This is a genomic window from Shinella yambaruensis (assembly GCF_022899355.1).
In the GTDB taxonomy this organism is placed as follows: domain Bacteria; phylum Pseudomonadota; class Alphaproteobacteria; order Rhizobiales; family Rhizobiaceae; genus Shinella; species Shinella yambaruensis.
Window position 1 is genome coordinate 332,778 of the sequence record NZ_JALJCK010000004.1, and the last position, 15,806, is coordinate 348,583.

The following is a 15,806-nucleotide window of genomic DNA, read 5'->3' on the forward strand; positions in this document are numbered from 1 at the left end:
GCCCGCCGCAGGGGCATTTCCAAAGGAAGCGGGCCGCAGACGGCGGCCCTTTCCGGGAAAGGAGATGCCCATGCGCACGATCACCCACATAACGATCCTCGTCTCGCTGATGGTCAACGCCGTCGTCTTCGGCGTCGGCACCATCGCCATCCTCGCCGTGCCGGCGCTCAACGCGCAGGCCAAATACCTGCTGCCGGCCTGGATCGTCGTCACCTTCCTCATAAGCCCCGTCATCGCCCGGCTTCTGGCGCCGCGCCTCCGGCTGCGCGAGCATCCGGGCGACCGGCCGCATCTCGGCTGGCGCTGAGCGGCTCAGACCGCCCAGTCCAGCCAGTCGCGCATCAGGCGATGCGCGATGGCGCCCTTCGGCGGCGGGGTCGTGGCGCCGGGCGCAACGCCGGACATGGCGCTGCGCGCGATCATCGCCGCCGTCTCCTCGCGGGTGAACCAGCGGCAATCCTCCAGCTCCTGCTCGTCACGGCGGATGTCGAAGGAGATCGCCTCGCCGTAGCAGCCGATCATCAGCGAATGCGGCATCGGCCAGGGCTGCGAGGCATGGTAGCGCACGCGGCCTACCTTGATGCCGGATTCCTCCAGCGTCTCGCGGCGCACCGTATGCTCGATCGTCTCGCCCGGCTCCAGGAAGCCGGCGAGGCAGGAATACATGCCCTCGGGGAAATGCGGCGAGCGGCCGAGCAGGCAGAGGTCCCGCTCGATGTCGATGATCAGCATGATGGCGACTGGATCGGTGCGCGGGAAGATCGTGTGGCTGCACGCCTCGCAGACGCGGCGGTAGCCGCCGATCTCCGAGCGGGTCGGCGCGCCGCACTTGCCGCAGAAGCGGTTGTTGCCGTTCCAGGTCATCAGGCTGGAGGCCTGGGCGAACTGGCCGAGCAGGTCGTCGTCGAGCATCTGCTGGCGGTAGAGCGTGCGCCCGTCCGCCGCCCTCAGCGGCTCCTGCAGGGTCTCGGGATCGGCCTTGACGGGGATCGCCAGCCGCGGCTCGCCGTTCTTCAGGTAGCCGAGCAGGATGGCCTCCTCCGGCACCGGGCCGAGCTCGGCCAGCTCATAGGGCGCAAACAGCGGGTCGATGATCTTCTCGTCATGCTTGACGACGAGCTTTCCTCCGGCGATCGCGAAGGCATGCACGGTCTCGGCCTTGAAGGCCTGTTCCAGGCAGTCCGGCGCGCGGTGCTCCGACTGGCGGTCGAGGCTGTTCTCCGCGAAGGCCACCATGGTGCTGGGTTCGGGGTGCGGGCGGTAGAGGTCGAAGAGCGATGGCTTCATGGCGTGAGCGCGTCCAGGATCTTGGCCGCGAGGGCCTTGGTTTCGTCGGCCGAGCGCGGCTCGGCGGTGCCGAAACCCCAGACGGGGCCGGGCCAGTTCGGGTCGCCTTTGCTGCGCGCGATGACATGGACGTGCAGCTGGCGGACGATGTTGCCGAGCGCGGCGACGTTGATCTTCTCCGCCCCGGTCACCTTCTTCAGCGCTTCGGCGACCAGGGTCGTCTCGAAGGTCAGCATGGTCTGGTCGAGCGGTGTCAGGTCGACGATCTCGCTGACATCCGGCCGCTGCGGCACCAGCATCAGCCAGGGCCAGCGGCCGTCCTTCATCAGGCGCAGCTCGCAAAGGCCGATCTTCGTCAGAAGGTCGCTGTCGCGCACGATCCGTTCGTCAAGGTGAAAGTCGCTCAAGGGGGTCTCCCGGCATGCCTGTTTTCTAGAGTCATGCCACGGCATCCAAATTCGCTCCAACAGTTTTTTATCGGCCGCGCTTGCATTCGGATGGAATATTGCCGATATGGGGGACGGGAGGTTGGTGGTGGACGAGCCACTCGCCAACCGGGTCAGGTCCGGAAGGAAGCAGCCCTAACGAGCCCCGGCACGGGTCATCGTGCCAGCCTCCCACCTTACCGTCCTGATCCTGGCCGTCCTGTCGGGACTGAAAGTTCGATTAGCGGCAGGGTCTATGAGCGACGTAACCCCCAATCCGTCCAGCGAAAAACCCGCCGCCTACCGGGTTCTCGCGCGAAAATACCGCCCCAAGGATTTCTCCGACCTGATGGTTGGTCAGGAGCCGATGGTCCGCACGCTGACCAATGCGTTCGAGACCGGGCGCATCGCGCAGGCCTACATGCTGACCGGCGTTCGCGGCGTCGGCAAGACGACGACCGCCCGCATCCTCGCCCGCGCGCTGAACTACAAGACATCCGAGATCGACCGCCCGACGATCGACCTTCGCGTGCCCGGCGAGCATTGCCAGGCCATCATGGAAGGCCGGCATGTCGACGTCATCGAGATGGACGCCGCCTCCCATACCGGCATCGACGACATCCGCGAGATCATCGAGCAGGTGCGCTACCGTCCGGTCTCGGCGCGCTACAAGGTCTATATCATCGACGAAGTGCACATGCTCTCGACGCAGGCCTTCAACGGCCTCCTGAAGACGCTCGAGGAGCCGCCGGAACACGTCAAGTTCATCTTCGCGACGACCGAGATCCGCAAGGTCCCGATCACCGTCCTGTCGCGCTGCCAGCGCTTCGACCTGCGGCGCATCGGCGCCTCCGACCTTGTCGGCCTCTTCACCACCATCTTGGGCAAGGAAGGCGTGGAGTTCGAGCCGGATGCGCTCGCCATGATCGCCCGCGCCGCCGAGGGCTCGGCCCGCGACGGCCTGTCGCTGCTCGACCAGGCGATCGCCCATGGCGGCGGCCGCGTCGAGGTGAACGCCGTGCGCGGCATGCTCGGCCTTGCCGACCGCGCGCGCATCGTCGATCTCTTCGAACATGTCGTGAAGGGCGATGCCGCCGCCGCGCTCGCCGAGTTTTCCGCGCAATACGAGGCCGGCGCCAGCCCGCCCGTCGTGCTGACGGACCTTGCCGACTTCACCCATCTCGTCACGCGCATGAAATATGTGCCCGATGCGAGCGGCGACCAGTCTCTGAGCGAGATCGAGCGCGTGCGCGGCGTCGAGTTCGCCAATTCCATCGCCGTCACCGCGCTGTCGCGCATGTGGCAGATGCTGCTGAAGGGCATTCCGGAGACGGAGGCTTCCAGCCGCCCGGCGGGCGCCGCCGAGATGGTCATCATCCGCCTTGCGCACGCCGCCAACCTGCCGTCGCCGGAAGAGGCGGCCCGCCGCCTCGCCGAGCTCTCGAGCGGCGAGGGCGGCGGCAATGGCGCGCGTGCCCCGCAATCCGGCGGCTATGGCGGCCAGCCGACGGCGCAGGCCTCGCTCGCCGCCGTTTCCCGTTCGCCGGAGGTACCGGCCCAGCGCGCCCAGTCGGGCGGCGCGGCGGTGACCATGCTGCGTCCCGTGCCGCAGGCCGAGCCCGCATCCCAGCCGGTCGGCCGCATCGAGACCGCCCCGGCCGAGCAGCCGGCCGCCGAGCCGAAGGTACCGGTTAAGTCGGTCGCCGACATTGCCGACCTTTGCACGAAGAACCGCGACATCCGCCTGCGCGCCCTCGTGCGCGCCTTCGTGCGGCCGGTCAGCGTGGAGGCCGGGCGCCTCGAGATCAGCCTTGCCAACGATGCGCCGAAGTCGCTCGTCAACGACCTGTCGAACCGGCTGCAGGAATGGACCGGCATACGCTGGATGGTGATCCTGTCGCGCGAACCGGGCGGGCCGACGCTGTCCGAGGCCGAGACGATGGCGCAGGAAGCGCGCGTCGCCGATGCGCGCCAGGACCCCGACGTGGCCGCCATCCTGCAGCGCTTCCCGGGTGCCAAGATCATGGACGTGCGCATCAAGGTCCAGGAAACGGAAGACGAGCCCGAGACCGTCGAGGTCGCGGCCGTCGCGGAATCCGCCGAGGGCGATATCCTGCCCGGCGACGATATCGAACACTAGCAGTTCCAGCCGAGGTGCATGGCGGAATTGCACGAAAACAAATGCTCTAACATCCAGTCAGAAAGAGGAGAGGCCGATGCGCGACATCATGGGCATGATGGGCAAGGTCAAGGAAATGCAGGCCAAGATGGAGAAGATGCAGGAGGAGATCGCCGCCCTCCAGGTGAACGGCACCTCCGGCGGCGGCCTCGTCTCGGTCACGCTCGACGGTAAGGGCAATCTCAAGGGCCTGAAGATCGACCCCTCGCTTTTCAAGGAAGACGACGTGGAAATCCTCGAGGACCTGATCGTCGCGGCCCACAAGGACGCCAAGGACAAGGCCGAGGCCGAGGCTGCCGAAAAGACCAAGGCGCTGACCGCCGGCCTGCCGATCCCGCCCGGCTTCAAACTGCCGTTCTGATCCTGTAGGGTCACGCTTTCCGAGGAGGACCTTCGATGAGCCTGATGACCCTCATTGTCTTTGCCGGCGCGCTGATGATGGCGGCCGGCTCGCCCGGCCCGAGCATCGCGGCGCTTGTCGCCCGCGTGCTGTCGCGCGGGGCAAGGGACGTGCTGCCCTTCCTCGCCGCCATGTGGATCGGCGAGGGCATCTGGCTCACCTGCGCCGTGCTCGGCCTTGCGGCCATCGCCGAGAGCTTCCATGCCGCCTTCGTCGCCATCAAGTGGCTGGGCGTCGCCTACCTTCTCTATCTCGCGTGGAAGATGTGGTTCGCGCCGGTGGAGACCGGCGACGGCGCCCTGCCGGAGGCGCGCTCGGGCGCAAAGCTGTTCTTCGCCGGCCTGACGGTGACGCTCGGCAATCCGAAGATCATGATGTTCTACGTCGCGCTCCTGCCGGCGATCATCGATCTTGGCGCCGTTACCCTCGTCGGCTGGGCCGAACTGGTCGCGACCATGTTCGTCGTGCTGGTCGCGATCGACCTTGCCTGGGTCTTCCTCGCCTCGCGCGCCCGGCTGTTCCTGAAAAGCCCGCGCGCCGTGCGCATCGCCAACCGCCTCAGCGCCGGCACCATGGCCGGTGCCGCGGCGGCCATCGCCACCCGCTGATCAGCCGGTGAGGGCCGCGCGCAGCTTGTCGTTGATCGGGGCGGCGAGATAGCGCAGACGGTCTTCCTCCGAAACGTTCTTGCCATAGGTGCGCAGCAGCTCCGGCATGGTCACCGGCGCGCCGTCGAAGGGCGTATAGGTTGCCGGGTCACCGGCCTGGATCACCCCGTCCCGCAGCACGCGGCAGTAAAAACCCGGCCGCCCCGCCTGCATGAAGCGTTTCGCAAAGGCCGGGTCGCCCATGCGGGCGGTCAGCGTGTTGCAGGGAATGCGCGTCGAGGTCACTTCGAGCAGCACGCTCTCCGTCTCGATCCGGTCGCCGACCGAGACGCTGCGGCTGTCGAGGCCCTCGATGACGAGGTTCTCGCCGAAGGTTCCCGGCTCCAGCGTGCGGCCGAGTTCCTTCGACCACCAGGCAAGGTCGATGGAGCCCAGACCGTAGACGGCCTGTTCCGGGCCGCCATGGTGTTTCCGGTTGCAGATCGCGTCGCCCAGCAGGCCCTCGCGGTCGACGACCACGGCCGCATCGGTCGGCGTCTTGAAAATGCCCGTCTTGTAGCTTTTGCCGGGAAGCGGACGGGCAAGGCCCGTGCAAACGGCGAGAATTCTGATCAAGCGCTGCCTCCAGCAAGATGGATTCCGTTTCCCTTGGATATGGGCTAGATACCGGCAATGGCAAAACGAGTCACCGGCCCCGAAATCGAAAAACTCATCCAGCTCCTGGCGAAGGTGCCGGGCCTCGGCCCGCGCTCGGCGCGCCGCGCCGCGCTGCATCTCGTCAAGAAGAAGGACCAGCTGCTCGGCCCGCTCGCCGATGCGATGGGCGAGGCGCATCGCAAGGTGCGCATCTGCTCGTGCTGCGGCAATGTCGATACGAGCGATCCCTGCACCGTCTGCACGGACGTGCGGCGCGACCATGCGGTCATCATCGTCGTCGAGGACGTGTCAGACCTCTGGGCGCTGGAGCGCGCCGGCGCGATGAACGCGGCCTACCATGTGCTCGGCGGCACGCTCTCGCCGCTCGACGGCGTGGGACCCGACGATCTCAACATCCGCGGCCTCGTCGACCGCGTGGTCAAGGGCGGCGTGCGCGAACTGATCATCGCCGTCAACGCCACCGTCGAGGGGCAGACGACGGCGCACTACATCACCGACCAGCTCTCCGGCCTCGAGGTGAAGATCACCCGGCTCGCCCATGGCGTGCCGGTCGGCGGGGAGCTGGATTATCTCGACGAAGGAACCTTGACGGCCGCCTTGCGCGCCCGCACGGCGATTTGAGGGAGGTTTGTTCATGCTAGGCTGGCTTTTACGGCTCACCCCCCTCTGCCCTGCCGGGCATCTCCCCCTCAAGGGGGGAGATCGACCCGCGGCAGCCTCTCGCCAATCGTTGACTCTTCAGATTGCTGAAAGGGCGAATTCCTTGCCGATCTCCCCCCTTGAGGGGGAGATGCCCGGCAGGGCAGAGGGGGGTATCGCCACCCGCCTCGCATCGCTCCTCGCGCTTGCCGTCATCGCGATGGCCCTTCCCGCCCAAGCCGCCTCCAAGGCCGAGGTCGAGAAGATGTTCCGCGTCTGGATCGACAGCGACCTCTGGCCGGCCGCGCAGAAGACCGGCGTCAGCGAAAAGACGTTTCGCGCGGCGATGCAGGGCGTGGCGCTCAACTGGGACCTGCCCGACCTCGTGCCGCCCGGCTCAAGGCCGAAGACGGAGCAGGCGCAGAGCCAGGCGGAGTTCTCCTCGCCCGATGCCTATTTCTCCGAAAAGCGCCTGCAGGGACTGGCGGGAACGGGAAGCCGGCTCGCCAAGACCCACGCTGCGACCTTGCGCAGGATCGAGCAGCGCTTCGGCGTGCCGGGCGAGGTCGTCGTCGCCGTCTGGGGCCGGGAATCCGGCTTCGGCAGCGCGAAGATCCCTTATTCGGCTGTGGAGGTGCTCGCCACCAAGGCCTTCATGTCGACGCGCAAGGACATGTTCCGCAAGGAGCTGATCGCGGCGCTGCATATCGTCGACGGCGGCGACCGGACGGTGGCTGAGTTGAAGGGTTCGTGGGCCGGCGCACTCGGCCAGCCGCAGTTCATGCCGACCAGCTTCCTGCAATATGCCGTCGATTTCGACGGTGACGGCGTGCGCGACATCTGGGGTTCGGTGCCGGACAGCCTCGCCTCGATCGCCAACTACCTCGCCAAAAAGGGCTGGCAGGCGGGCCGCGGCTGGGGCTACGAGGTATCGATCCCGACGGGCGTCTCCTGCGCGCAGGAGGGGCCGGATCTGGCAAAGCCCATCTCCGCATGGGCGTCGAGCGGCATCACGCGCATTTCCGGCAAGGGTTTTCCCTCCGGCGAGGCGAAGGCGTCCGGCATGATGCTTGTCCCGGCCGGCACGCACGGGCCGGAATTCATCGTCACGCCGAATTTCTACGTGCTCAAGGAATACAACAATTCCGACCTCTATGCCCTCTTCATCGGCAACCTTGCCGATCGCATCGCCTACGGCAGCGGCCCGTTCCGCGGCGCATGGGGCGATGTCGGCAAGATGCTGCGCTCGGATGTGCTTGCCATGCAGAAGGCGCTCGTCGCCAAGGGCTACGATGTCGGCAAGGTCGACGGCCTGCCGGGCTACAAGACCCGCCGCTCGCTCGGCGACTGGCAGGCCAAGAGCGGCCTGACGCCGACCTGCTATCCGGATGCCTCGCTCAAGGCGAAGCTTCGGTAGAGTTCCCGCCCATCCGGCTGGCAGGAGCGGGACGGGCTTCGGCGCCCTCAATGGATGTCGATCTGCCGCTTGAAGCGCTCGTATTCGTGCGGCACGATCGTCTGCCGCTCGATCATGCGGTGGACCCGAGGCGGCTCGGCGCCGCTGTGCAGCAGGCGCAGCTTCTCGCCGTTGGCGGCATCGGCATGGGTGCGGCGCTGGTTGTGGCGCACATATTCCACCCAGGTCGGCACATGGTAGGTCTCGGTCCAGACCGTCGGGTTCTCGAGGTCGCGCATCAGCGCCCACTGGCCGGCGCCGTCGCGGATGCGGATGCGCCGCCGCTCGGTCATCGCCTCCAGGAATTCCGGTATGTCGCCTTCGGCGATCTCGTAGTCGATCAGAACGACGATCGGGCCGCTGCGCGGCTTCAGGTCGAGCGGCAGGTCCGGCTCGCTGAAGCGGTTGAGCGGATCGACATTGAGGCTCTGCAGCTCGGGAAGCTTGAAGCGCAGGCCGAGCGCCGCGCCGGCGATCATCACGACGGCCGAGGCAAGGAGCGCGGCCTCGGCGCCGTGCGTGTCGGCCGTGGTGCCCCAGAGCCAGCTGCCCGCGGCAATGCCGCCGAAGGTGGTCGTCTGGTAGAGCGAGAGTGCGCGGGCGACGACCCAGCGCGGCGTCGAAAGCTGCACCGTCGTGTTGAACAGCGAGAGCGCCATGACCCAGGAGGCGCCGGCGATCAGCAGCACGGCCCCGGTCAGCAGCGCCGAGGCGCTGACCGCCGAAACCCCGGCGCTGACGGCAAAGCCGGTGAAGGCGAGACGGGCAATGGTCTCTGTCGCGAAGCGCTCGCGGACCCGCGCATTCATCAGCGCGCCGCCGATCGCCCCGAGCCCGAAACAGCCGAGCAGGATGCCGTAGGTCAGCGGCCCGCCCGAAACGAGGTCGCGGGCGATCAGCGGCAGGAGCGAGAGGATGGAGCTCGTCGCAAGGCCGAAGGCGAAGCCGCGCAGGAGCACCTTGCCGAGGTTTGGCGACATAGAGACGTAACGCAGGCCAGCCGATATGGCACGGCCGAAATCCTCGCGCGGCAGGCCGCTCGGCGAGATGTTCGGCTTCCAGCGGAAAAGCGCATAGAGGAGGGCGAAATAGCTGAGCGCATTGGCGGCGAAGGCGGCGGCCGCCCCCGCCGCGGCGACGATCGCGCCGCCGATGGCCGGGCCGACGCTGCGGGTGAGGTTGAAGCCCATGCTGTTGAGCGAGACGGCGGCGGGAAGGTCCTCGCGCGGCACCATGTCGCCGACGGAGGCCTGCCAGGCCGGGTTGTTGAGCGCCGTGCCGCAGCCGAGCAGGAAGGTGAAGGTCAAAAGCAGCCAGGGCGTGATGACGCCGTACCACGTACAGAGCGTCAGGCCGATCGCGACGGCCAGCATGAAACACTGCGCCGTCAGCATCAGCTTGCGCCGGTCGAAATTGTCGGCGAGCGCGCCGGCGGCAACGGAGAACAGCATGATCGGCAGCGAGGTCGAGGCTTGCACCAGCGCCACCATGTTGGCCGAGGAGGTGATCGAGGCCATCATCCAGGCCGCGCCGACGGACTGGATGAGCCCGCCGAAATTGGAGATCAGGCTCGCCGCCCAGATCACCCGAAAGGTTTCGTTCCTGAAAGGGGCGAGGGGGGATGTCCGGTCTGGCACAGGCAGGCACTCATTCTCGACGCAGCGTTGTCGACAATCTAGTCCATAGGACGAAAGGGGCAAGCCGGTGGCGGCAAAAGCTGTGCGATCCCGCCGCCCACAGGTGAGCAAGAGGACCGACCTTGCAATTGTGACAGACACGGTCTATATCAGCCGCAAATTCTTGATCGTCAGATGAAGAGTGGGCCCGCGAGGACCCGCTCTTTTTTATTGGCCCGATCGAGTGCATGATAACGACTATCCCGGGAGGGCATGTCATGTCCGACACGAGTGAGACAGGAAATGCGGCGATCGAGCCACGGCTGATCGTCGAGACCGGCCTCGACCGGCGCGTCGCCGACATCATCGAGCCGACCATCGAGCAGATCGGTTACCAGCTGGTGCGCGTGCGCCTCTCGGCGCAGAACGGCGCGACGCTGCAGATCATGTGCGAGCGGCCGGACGGCACGATGACGGTCGAGGACTGCGAGAAGGTCTCGATGGCCGTCTCGCCGGTGCTCGACGTTGAGGATCCGATCGACAAGGCGTATCATCTCGAGGTCTCGTCGCCCGGCATCGACCGGCCGATGGTCCGCAAGTCGGACTTTTCGCGCTGGCTCGGCCACCTCTTGAAATGCGAGACGTCGATCCTCGTCGACGGGCGCAAGCGCTTCCGCGGCACGATCACGGCGGCGGACGAAAACGGCTTCACCCTGGAGCGGGACCAGCCCGCCCCCGGCGATGAGCCGACGGTTGTCATCCCCTTCACGGCGCTTGCCGAAGGCCGGCTGATCCTGACCGACGACCTGATCCGCGATGCGCTCGCCGCCGACAAGAAGGCCAAGGCCGCGCAGGCCGCGAACCAGAACGACGAAGACGGCGACGAATAAGTTTGTGAGTGCGTTCCGTCCCGGGGGCGTTGCCCTCTTTGCGGGCGGGACGGAGAGGACGGAACCGGAGCGGTGCGCCGCTCCCCGATGCCGGAGGCCAAGGCCCCGGCCTGACCATGGAGACCTGAGACAATGGCAGTCAGTGCGAACCGGCTTGAGCTTCTGCAGATCGCGGATGCCGTGGCCCGTGAAAAGGTCATCGACCGCGAGATCGTGCTTGCCGCGATGGCCGACGCCATCCAGAAGGCGGCCCGCTCGCGTTACGGCACGGAATCGAACATCCGCGCCGACATCAATTCCAAGACCGGCGAAATCCGCCTCCAGCGCCTGCTGGAAGTCGTCGAGCACGCCGAGGACTATTCGACCCAGATCCCGCTGGAACTGGCGCGCGACCGCAACCCGGACGCCAAGCTCGGCGATTTCATCGCCGATCCGCTGCCGCCGATGGATTTCGGCCGCATCGCCGCCCAGTCGGCCAAGCAGGTCATCGTGCAGAAGGTGCGCGAGGCCGAGCGTGACCGCCAGTACGACGAATACAAGGATCGTATCGGCGAGATCGTCAACGGCACGGTCAAGCGCGTCGAATACGGCAACGTCATCGTCGATCTCGGCCGCGGCGAAGGCATCATCCGCCGCGACGAGATGATCCCGCGCGAGAACATGCGCTACGGCGACCGCGTCCGCGCCTTCGTCTACGACGTGCGCCGCGAGCAGCGTGGCCCGCAGATCTTCCTGTCGCGCACCCATCCGCAGTTCATGGTGAAGCTGTTCACCATGGAAGTGCCGGAAATCTACGACGGCGTCATCCAGATCAAGTCGGTCGCCCGCGATCCCGGCTCGCGCGCCAAGATCGCCGTCATCTCGAACGATTCGTCGATCGATCCGGTCGGCGCGTGCGTCGGTATGCGCGGCTCCCGCGTCCAGGCCGTCGTCGGCGAACTGCAGGGCGAGAAGATCGACATCATTCCGTGGTCGCAGGATCCGGCCTCCTTCATCGTCAACGCCCTGCAGCCGGCGGAAGTCGCCAAGGTGGTTCTTGATGAGGATGCCGAGCGCATCGAAGTGGTCGTTCCGGACGAGCAGCTCTCGCTCGCCATCGGCCGCCGCGGCCAGAACGTGCGCCTCGCCTCGCAGCTGACCGGCTGGGACATCGACATCCTGACGGAAGCCGAGGAGTCCGAGCGCCGCCAGAAGGAATTCAACGAGCGCACCAACCTGTTCATGGATTCGCTCGACGTCGACGAGATGGTCGGCCAGGTGCTTGCTTCCGAAGGCTTCGCCGCCGTCGAGGAGCTGGCCTATGTCGATCTCGACGAAATCGCCTCGATCGACGGCTTCGACGAGGACACGGCCCAGGAGATCCAGACCCGCGCCCGCGAATATCTCGACCGCATCGAGGCCGAGATGGATGCCAAGCGCAAGGAGCTCGGGGTTTCCGACGACCTGCGCCAGATCGACGGCATGACGGGCCAGATGCTCGTCGCGCTCGGCGAGGACGGCATCAAGACGATGGAAGACTTCGCCGGCTGCGCCGCCGACGACCTCGTCGGCTGGTCGGAGCGCAAGGACGGCGAGACGAAGAAGTTCGAGGGCCTGTTCTCGAAGTTCGAGGTCTCGCGCGCCGAAGCCGAAGCCATGATCGTCCAGGCGCGCCTTGCGGCCGGCTGGATCACGGAAGAGGACATCGCGGCTGAAGAGCCGGCTGTCGACGGGGCCGAGCAGGACGCCTGACGGCGTCCCGCGGCTGGAGACGCCGTGGTATGGGTAAGAAGGACGACGGCGTGAACGACCGCATGTGTATCGTGACGCGCGAAAGAGGCGAGGCGGACGATCTGATCCGCTTCGTCGCCGGTCCGGACGGCAGCGTCGTGCCGGACCTGAAGCGTCAGCTTCCCGGACGTGGATGCTGGGTGAAGGCCGAACGGGCGATCGTCGACAAGGCGATCGCCAGGAAGCTCTTCCCGCGGGCGCTGAAGGCGGAGGCGAAGGCCGGCCCGGAGCTCGGGGCCGAGGTGGACCGGCTTCTGGCGGCCCAGCTCGGGGGCATGATGAACATGGCGCGCAAGGCCGGCCAGTTCATCACCGGCTCCACCAAGGTGGACCAGGCGGTGCGGTCTTTGGCCGCTCTTGCCGTGTTCCACGCGACGGACGCGGCCGAGGACGGCGTGAGAAAGATCGACCAGGCGAGGCGGGCGGCAAGCTTCCTCACCGAAGACGAAACGGAAATACCCTCCTTCAGGCTCTTTTCGGAGGGCGAATTGGAGGGCCTTTTGGGCCAGAATGCTTTTATCCATGCCGCGGCGCTTGCAGGGCAGGCGGGTGAGGGTGTAGTGAAGCGCGCAATCATGCTCGAGAAATACCGGGGCGACAGCCAAATGATGGCAAAAGGTGGCGCTGGCCAGACAAACCAATGACGCGGTCACCGGCATTCCGCCGGCCGAAATCGCATTGGAACACAATTGAACGACGGGGTCTGGTGATACGCATCCGGCCCTGATCTTAGGAACGGAACGGAATGACCGACAACAAAGACGACAAGACGATCAGCGTGGCTGGCAAGAAGACCCTGAGCCTGAAGCCCTCGGGGGTTCAGCAGGGAACCGTGCGCCAGGACATGGGTCGTGGCCGGACGAAGGCCGTCGTGGTCGAGACCCGCAAGCGCCGCATCAACCGCCCGGAAGACGAGCGGCCGGTGACGCCCGTCACGCCCGTGCAGCAGCGCCAGCCCGAACCGCAGCAGACGCGCCCCGTGCAGCAACACTCGCGCCCGGCGCCACAGCAGCATGAGCAGAGCCGCCCGCGTGTCGGCGTGGTGCTGAACCAGCTTTCCCCCGATGAGGTCGAGGCCCGTCGCCGCGCGCTTGCCGAAGCGCAGATCCGCGACGCCGCCGAAGCGCGCCAGCGCGCCGAGGACGAGGCCCGCCGCAAGGTGGAAGAGGAAGCCCGCCGCAAGGCCGAGGAAGAGGCACGCCTCGTCCGCGAGAAGGAAGAGGCCGAGCGCCGTGCCGCCGAGGCCGCCGCGCCCGCTCCCGCCGTGGAAGAGGCCGTCGCGCAGCCGGTGGCAAAGCCGGCCGTTGCCGCTCCCGCTGCCGAAACCCGCCCGCAGCCGACCCGTACGCCGGCGGTAGCGCCGGTTGCCGGCCGTGGCCGCCACGAAGCCGATGACGACGGCGACAAGCGTCCGCGCGGCGGTGCGCCCGTCAACCGCGGCAAGGTCACCCGTCCGGAGCCCGCCAAGGTGCCCGCCCGTCCGAAGACCGACGACGGCCGCCGCCAGGGCAAGCTGACGCTGACGACCGCCGCGACCGACGAGGACGGCGCACAGCGCGGCCGCTCGCTCTCGGCCATGCGCCGCCGTCAGGAGAAGTTCAAGCGCTCCATGATGCAGGAAACGCGCGAGAAGATTTCGCGCGAGGTCGTGCTGCCGGAGACCATCACCATTCAGGAACTGTCGCAGCGCATGTCCGAACGCGCCGTCGACGTCATCAAGTACCTGATGAAGGAAGGCCAGATGATGAAGCCCGGCGATCTGATCGACGCCGACCTGGCCGAACTCATCGCCGGCGAATTCGGCCATACCGTCAAGCGCGTCTCCGAATCCGACGTCGAGGAAGGTATCTTCAACGTTGCCGACGACGAGGGCGATCTGGAATCGCGTCCGCCGATCGTGACCATCATGGGCCACGTCGACCACGGCAAGACCTCGCTGCTCGACGCCATCCGGCATGCCAACGTGGTCGCTGGCGAAGCCGGCGGCATCACGCAGCATATCGGCGCCTACCAGGTCGAGCAGAACGGCCACAAGATCACCTTCATCGACACCCCCGGCCACGCAGCGTTCACCGCGATGCGTGCCCGCGGCGCACAGGCGACGGATATCGCGATCCTGGTGGTCGCGGCCGACGACAGCGTGATGCCGCAGACGATCGAGTCCATCAACCACGCCAAGGCGGCGGGCGTCCCGATCATCGTGGCAATCAACAAGATCGACAAGCCGACCGCAGACGTCCAGCGTGTCCGCACGCAGCTGCTCCAGCACGAGGTCTTCGTCGAATCCATGGGCGGTGAAACGCTCGACGTGGAAGTCTCGGCCAAGAACGGCACGAATCTCGACAAGCTCCTGGAAGCGATCCTGCTGCAGGCCGAAATCCTCGACCTCAAGGCCAACCCGAACCGCACCGCGGAAGGTGTCGTCGTCGAAGCCCAGCTCGATCGCGGTCGCGGCGCCGTCGCCACCGTTCTCGTGCAGACGGGTACGCTGCGGCCCGGCCAGATCGTCGTCGCGGGCGACCAGTGGGGCCGCGTGCGCGCCCTCGTCAACGACAAGGGCGAGCACGTCAAGGAGGCCGGCCCCTCGATGCCGGTCGAAGTGCTCGGCCTCTCGGGCACGCCGGCCGCCGGCGACAAGTTCGCCGTGGTCGAGAACGAAAGCCGTGCCCGCGAGATCTCGGAATACCGCCAGCGTCTCGCCCGCGAGAAGGCCGTTGCCCGCCAGTCCGGTTCGCGCGGCTCGCTCGAGCAGATGATGAGCCAGCTGCAGAGCTCCGGCCTCAAGGAATTCCCGCTGCTCATCAAGGGCGACGTGCAGGGCTCGATCGAAGCCATTGCCGGCGCGCTGGAAAAGCTCGGGACGGACGAAGTGCGGGTGCGCATCGTGCATTCCGGTGCCGGCGCCATCACGGAATCGGACATTTCGCTCGCCGAAGCGTCCAACGCCGCGATCATCGGCTTCAACGTCCGTGCGAACGCACAGGCCCGCTCGCTCGCCGAGCGTCAGGGCATCGAGATCCGCTACTACAACATCATCTACGACCTGGTGGACGACGTGAAGGCGGCCATGTCCGGCCTGCTCTCGCCGGAGCGCCGCGAGACCTTCCTCGGTTACGCCGAGATCCTCGAGGTGTTCAACATCACGAAGGTCGGCAAGGTCGCGGGTTGCCGCGTCACCGAAGGCAAGGTCGAGCGCGGCGTGGGCGTGCGCCTGGTTCGCGACAACGTCGTCATCCACGAAGGCAAGCTCAAGACGCTCAAGCGCTTCAAGGACGAGGTCTCGGAAGTCAATGTCGGCCAGGAATGCGGCATGGCCTTCGAGAACTACGAAGACATCCGCGCCGGCGACCAGATCGAGTGCTTCCGCGTGGAGCATATCACCCGTACGCTGTAAGCGTCCGGCGGATAGACCATCGTGCGAGCGCCGGACCTTTTCGGCGCTCGCATTTTTTTGAAAGTGACGACCATGACCAGAGCAACATCCTCGGCGCCGTCGCAACGCATGCTGCGCGTGGGCGAGCAGGTGCGCGCGGCGATTACCCAGGTTCTCCAGCGCGGCGAAGTGCGCGACCCTCTTCTCGAGAAGACCGTGATTTCCATCTCGGAAGTGCGCATGTCGCCCGATCTCAAGCACGCGACGGCCTATGTCACCCCGCTCGGCGTGAAGGATCATGACGCGGTGATCGAGGCGCTGAACCGCAATTCGAAGTTCATCCGCGGCCGCCTCGGCCCGCAGTTGCGCCAGATGAAGTACATGCCAGACGTGCGCTTCCGCGACGATACCAGCTTCGACAACTACAAGAAGATCGACGATCTCCTGCGTTCACCGGAAGTCGCCCGCGATCTTTCCGCCGAAGACGGCGACGACGACAGGTAATC

15 protein-coding genes and 1 other RNA gene are annotated in these 15,806 nt (G+C 66.7%); 12 read left to right on the forward strand and 4 right to left on the reverse strand.

All coding sequences use genetic code 11. From position 1 onward, the window contains the following. The first annotated feature begins 70 nt into the window (after positions 1–70). The gene (locus tag MUU56_RS11545; RefSeq protein ID WP_244767444.1) at positions 71–307 is read left to right on the forward strand and encodes a hypothetical protein; all 237 of its coding nucleotides are present in this window, start codon (positions 71–73) and stop codon (positions 305–307) included. A 5-nt stretch (positions 308–312) separates the two neighbouring features. On the opposite strand, the gene nudC is transcribed toward MUU56_RS11545, so the two are convergent. Both nudC and MUU56_RS11555 read right to left on the reverse strand, forming a co-directional pair. Next, positions 313–1,287 (reverse strand): NAD(+) diphosphatase, encoded by a 975-nt coding sequence (gene nudC, locus MUU56_RS11550; protein WP_244767445.1) that lies wholly within the window; start codon positions 1,285–1,287, stop codon positions 313–315. Further along, positions 1,284–1,739 carry an HIT domain-containing protein gene (locus MUU56_RS11555; protein WP_398430187.1) on the reverse strand — a complete coding sequence of 152 codons (456 nt, stop codon included), beginning with the start codon at positions 1,737–1,739 and terminating at the stop codon, positions 1,284–1,286. Before MUU56_RS11555 ends, nudC begins: the two co-directional genes overlap by 4 nt. A gap of 71 nt (positions 1,740–1,810) precedes the next feature. Here MUU56_RS11555 and ffs point away from each other — a divergent pair. From ffs to MUU56_RS11575, 4 genes are all read left to right on the forward strand, one after another. Beyond that, an RNA gene (gene ffs, locus MUU56_RS11560) (signal recognition particle sRNA small type) lies at positions 1,811–1,908 on the forward strand. Positions 1,909–1,968: 60 nt separating this feature from the next. Next, positions 1,969–3,852, forward strand: coding sequence for a DNA polymerase III subunit gamma/tau (locus MUU56_RS11565; protein ID WP_244767447.1), 1,884 nt, complete (start codon positions 1,969–1,971; stop codon positions 3,850–3,852). A gap of 76 nt (positions 3,853–3,928) precedes the next feature. After that, positions 3,929–4,252, forward strand: coding sequence for a YbaB/EbfC family nucleoid-associated protein (locus tag MUU56_RS11570; RefSeq protein ID WP_064328809.1), 324 nt, complete (start codon positions 3,929–3,931; stop codon positions 4,250–4,252). A 35-nt stretch (positions 4,253–4,287) separates the two neighbouring features. Beyond that, positions 4,288–4,899 carry a LysE family translocator gene (locus MUU56_RS11575; protein ID WP_244767448.1) on the forward strand — a complete coding sequence of 204 codons (612 nt, stop codon included), beginning with the start codon at positions 4,288–4,290 and terminating at the stop codon, positions 4,897–4,899. On the opposite strand, the gene MUU56_RS11580 is transcribed toward MUU56_RS11575, so the two are convergent. Beyond that, a complete protein-coding gene (locus MUU56_RS11580) occupies positions 4,900–5,511 on the reverse strand; it encodes an MOSC domain-containing protein (RefSeq protein ID WP_244767626.1) in 612 nt (203 codons plus the stop codon). A 60-nt stretch (positions 5,512–5,571) separates the two neighbouring features. Here MUU56_RS11580 and recR point away from each other — a divergent pair, with 60 nt between their 5' ends. Next, complete coding sequence (gene recR, locus MUU56_RS11585) at positions 5,572–6,177, forward strand: recombination mediator RecR (protein WP_244767449.1); 606 nt, start codon at positions 5,572–5,574, stop codon at positions 6,175–6,177. A gap of 169 nt (positions 6,178–6,346) precedes the next feature. Then, a complete protein-coding gene (locus MUU56_RS11590; RefSeq protein ID WP_398430184.1) occupies positions 6,347–7,612 on the forward strand; it encodes a lytic murein transglycosylase in 1,266 nt (421 codons plus the stop codon). Positions 7,613–7,659: 47 nt separating this feature from the next. Here MUU56_RS11590 and MUU56_RS11595 read toward each other — a convergent pair whose 3' ends face one another. Beyond that, positions 7,660–9,288 carry an MFS transporter gene (locus MUU56_RS11595; RefSeq protein ID WP_244767450.1) on the reverse strand — a complete coding sequence of 543 codons (1,629 nt, stop codon included), beginning with the start codon at positions 9,286–9,288 and terminating at the stop codon, positions 7,660–7,662. Between the two features lie 257 nt (positions 9,289–9,545). On the opposite strand from MUU56_RS11595, the gene rimP reads away from it, so the two are divergent. The 5 genes from rimP to rbfA all read left to right on the forward strand — a co-directional run bounded on the left by rimP (position 9,546) and on the right by rbfA (position 15,804). Continuing rightward, positions 9,546–10,157, forward strand: coding sequence for a ribosome maturation factor RimP (gene rimP / locus MUU56_RS11600; protein ID WP_244767451.1), 612 nt, complete (start codon positions 9,546–9,548; stop codon positions 10,155–10,157). Between the two features lie 132 nt (positions 10,158–10,289). Continuing rightward, positions 10,290–11,888: a transcription termination factor NusA gene (gene nusA, locus MUU56_RS11605; RefSeq protein WP_064328814.1), complete on the forward strand. Its 1,599-nt coding sequence runs from the start codon at positions 10,290–10,292 to the stop codon at positions 11,886–11,888. Between the two features lie 29 nt (positions 11,889–11,917). Continuing rightward, positions 11,918–12,571, forward strand: a complete 654-nt coding sequence (locus MUU56_RS11610; protein ID WP_244767452.1) for an RNA-binding protein — start codon at positions 11,918–11,920, stop codon at positions 12,569–12,571. Positions 12,572–12,672: 101 nt separating this feature from the next. Continuing rightward, a complete protein-coding gene (gene infB, locus MUU56_RS11615; protein ID WP_244767453.1) occupies positions 12,673–15,321 on the forward strand; it encodes a translation initiation factor IF-2 in 2,649 nt (882 codons plus the stop codon). Between the two features lie 72 nt (positions 15,322–15,393). Beyond that, the gene (gene rbfA / locus MUU56_RS11620; RefSeq protein ID WP_244767454.1) at positions 15,394–15,804 is read left to right on the forward strand and encodes a 30S ribosome-binding factor RbfA; all 411 of its coding nucleotides are present in this window, start codon (positions 15,394–15,396) and stop codon (positions 15,802–15,804) included. Positions 15,805–15,806 lie beyond the last annotated feature (2 nt).

What these genes read in the sequence shown, in the direction of transcription:
- nusA (WP_064328814.1), top strand. Translation starts at nt 10,290, where the DNA reads ATGGCAGTCAGTGCGAACCGGCTTGAGCTTCTGCAGATCGCGGATGCC.
- MUU56_RS11610 (WP_244767452.1), top strand. Translation starts at nt 11,918, where the DNA reads ATGGGTAAGAAGGACGACGGCGTGAACGACCGCATGTGTATCGTGACG.
- nudC (WP_244767445.1), bottom strand. Translation starts at nt 1,287, where the DNA reads ATGAAGCCATCGCTCTTCGACCTCTACCGCCCGCACCCCGAACCCAGC.
- rimP (WP_244767451.1), top strand. Translation starts at nt 9,546, where the DNA reads ATGTCCGACACGAGTGAGACAGGAAATGCGGCGATCGAGCCACGGCTG.
- MUU56_RS11555 (WP_398430187.1), bottom strand. Translation starts at nt 1,739, where the DNA reads ATGCCGTGGCATGACTCTAGAAAACAGGCATGCCGGGAGACCCCCTTG.
- MUU56_RS11565 (WP_244767447.1), top strand. Translation starts at nt 1,969, where the DNA reads ATGAGCGACGTAACCCCCAATCCGTCCAGCGAAAAACCCGCCGCCTAC.
- MUU56_RS11575 (WP_244767448.1), top strand. Translation starts at nt 4,288, where the DNA reads ATGAGCCTGATGACCCTCATTGTCTTTGCCGGCGCGCTGATGATGGCG.
- MUU56_RS11570 (WP_064328809.1), top strand. Translation starts at nt 3,929, where the DNA reads ATGCGCGACATCATGGGCATGATGGGCAAGGTCAAGGAAATGCAGGCC.
- recR (WP_244767449.1), top strand. Translation starts at nt 5,572, where the DNA reads ATGGCAAAACGAGTCACCGGCCCCGAAATCGAAAAACTCATCCAGCTC.
- infB (WP_244767453.1), top strand. Translation starts at nt 12,673, where the DNA reads ATGACCGACAACAAAGACGACAAGACGATCAGCGTGGCTGGCAAGAAG.
- MUU56_RS11590 (WP_398430184.1), top strand. Translation starts at nt 6,347, where the DNA reads ATGCCCGGCAGGGCAGAGGGGGGTATCGCCACCCGCCTCGCATCGCTC.
- MUU56_RS11545 (WP_244767444.1), top strand. Translation starts at nt 71, where the DNA reads ATGCGCACGATCACCCACATAACGATCCTCGTCTCGCTGATGGTCAAC.
- rbfA (WP_244767454.1), top strand. Translation starts at nt 15,394, where the DNA reads ATGACCAGAGCAACATCCTCGGCGCCGTCGCAACGCATGCTGCGCGTG.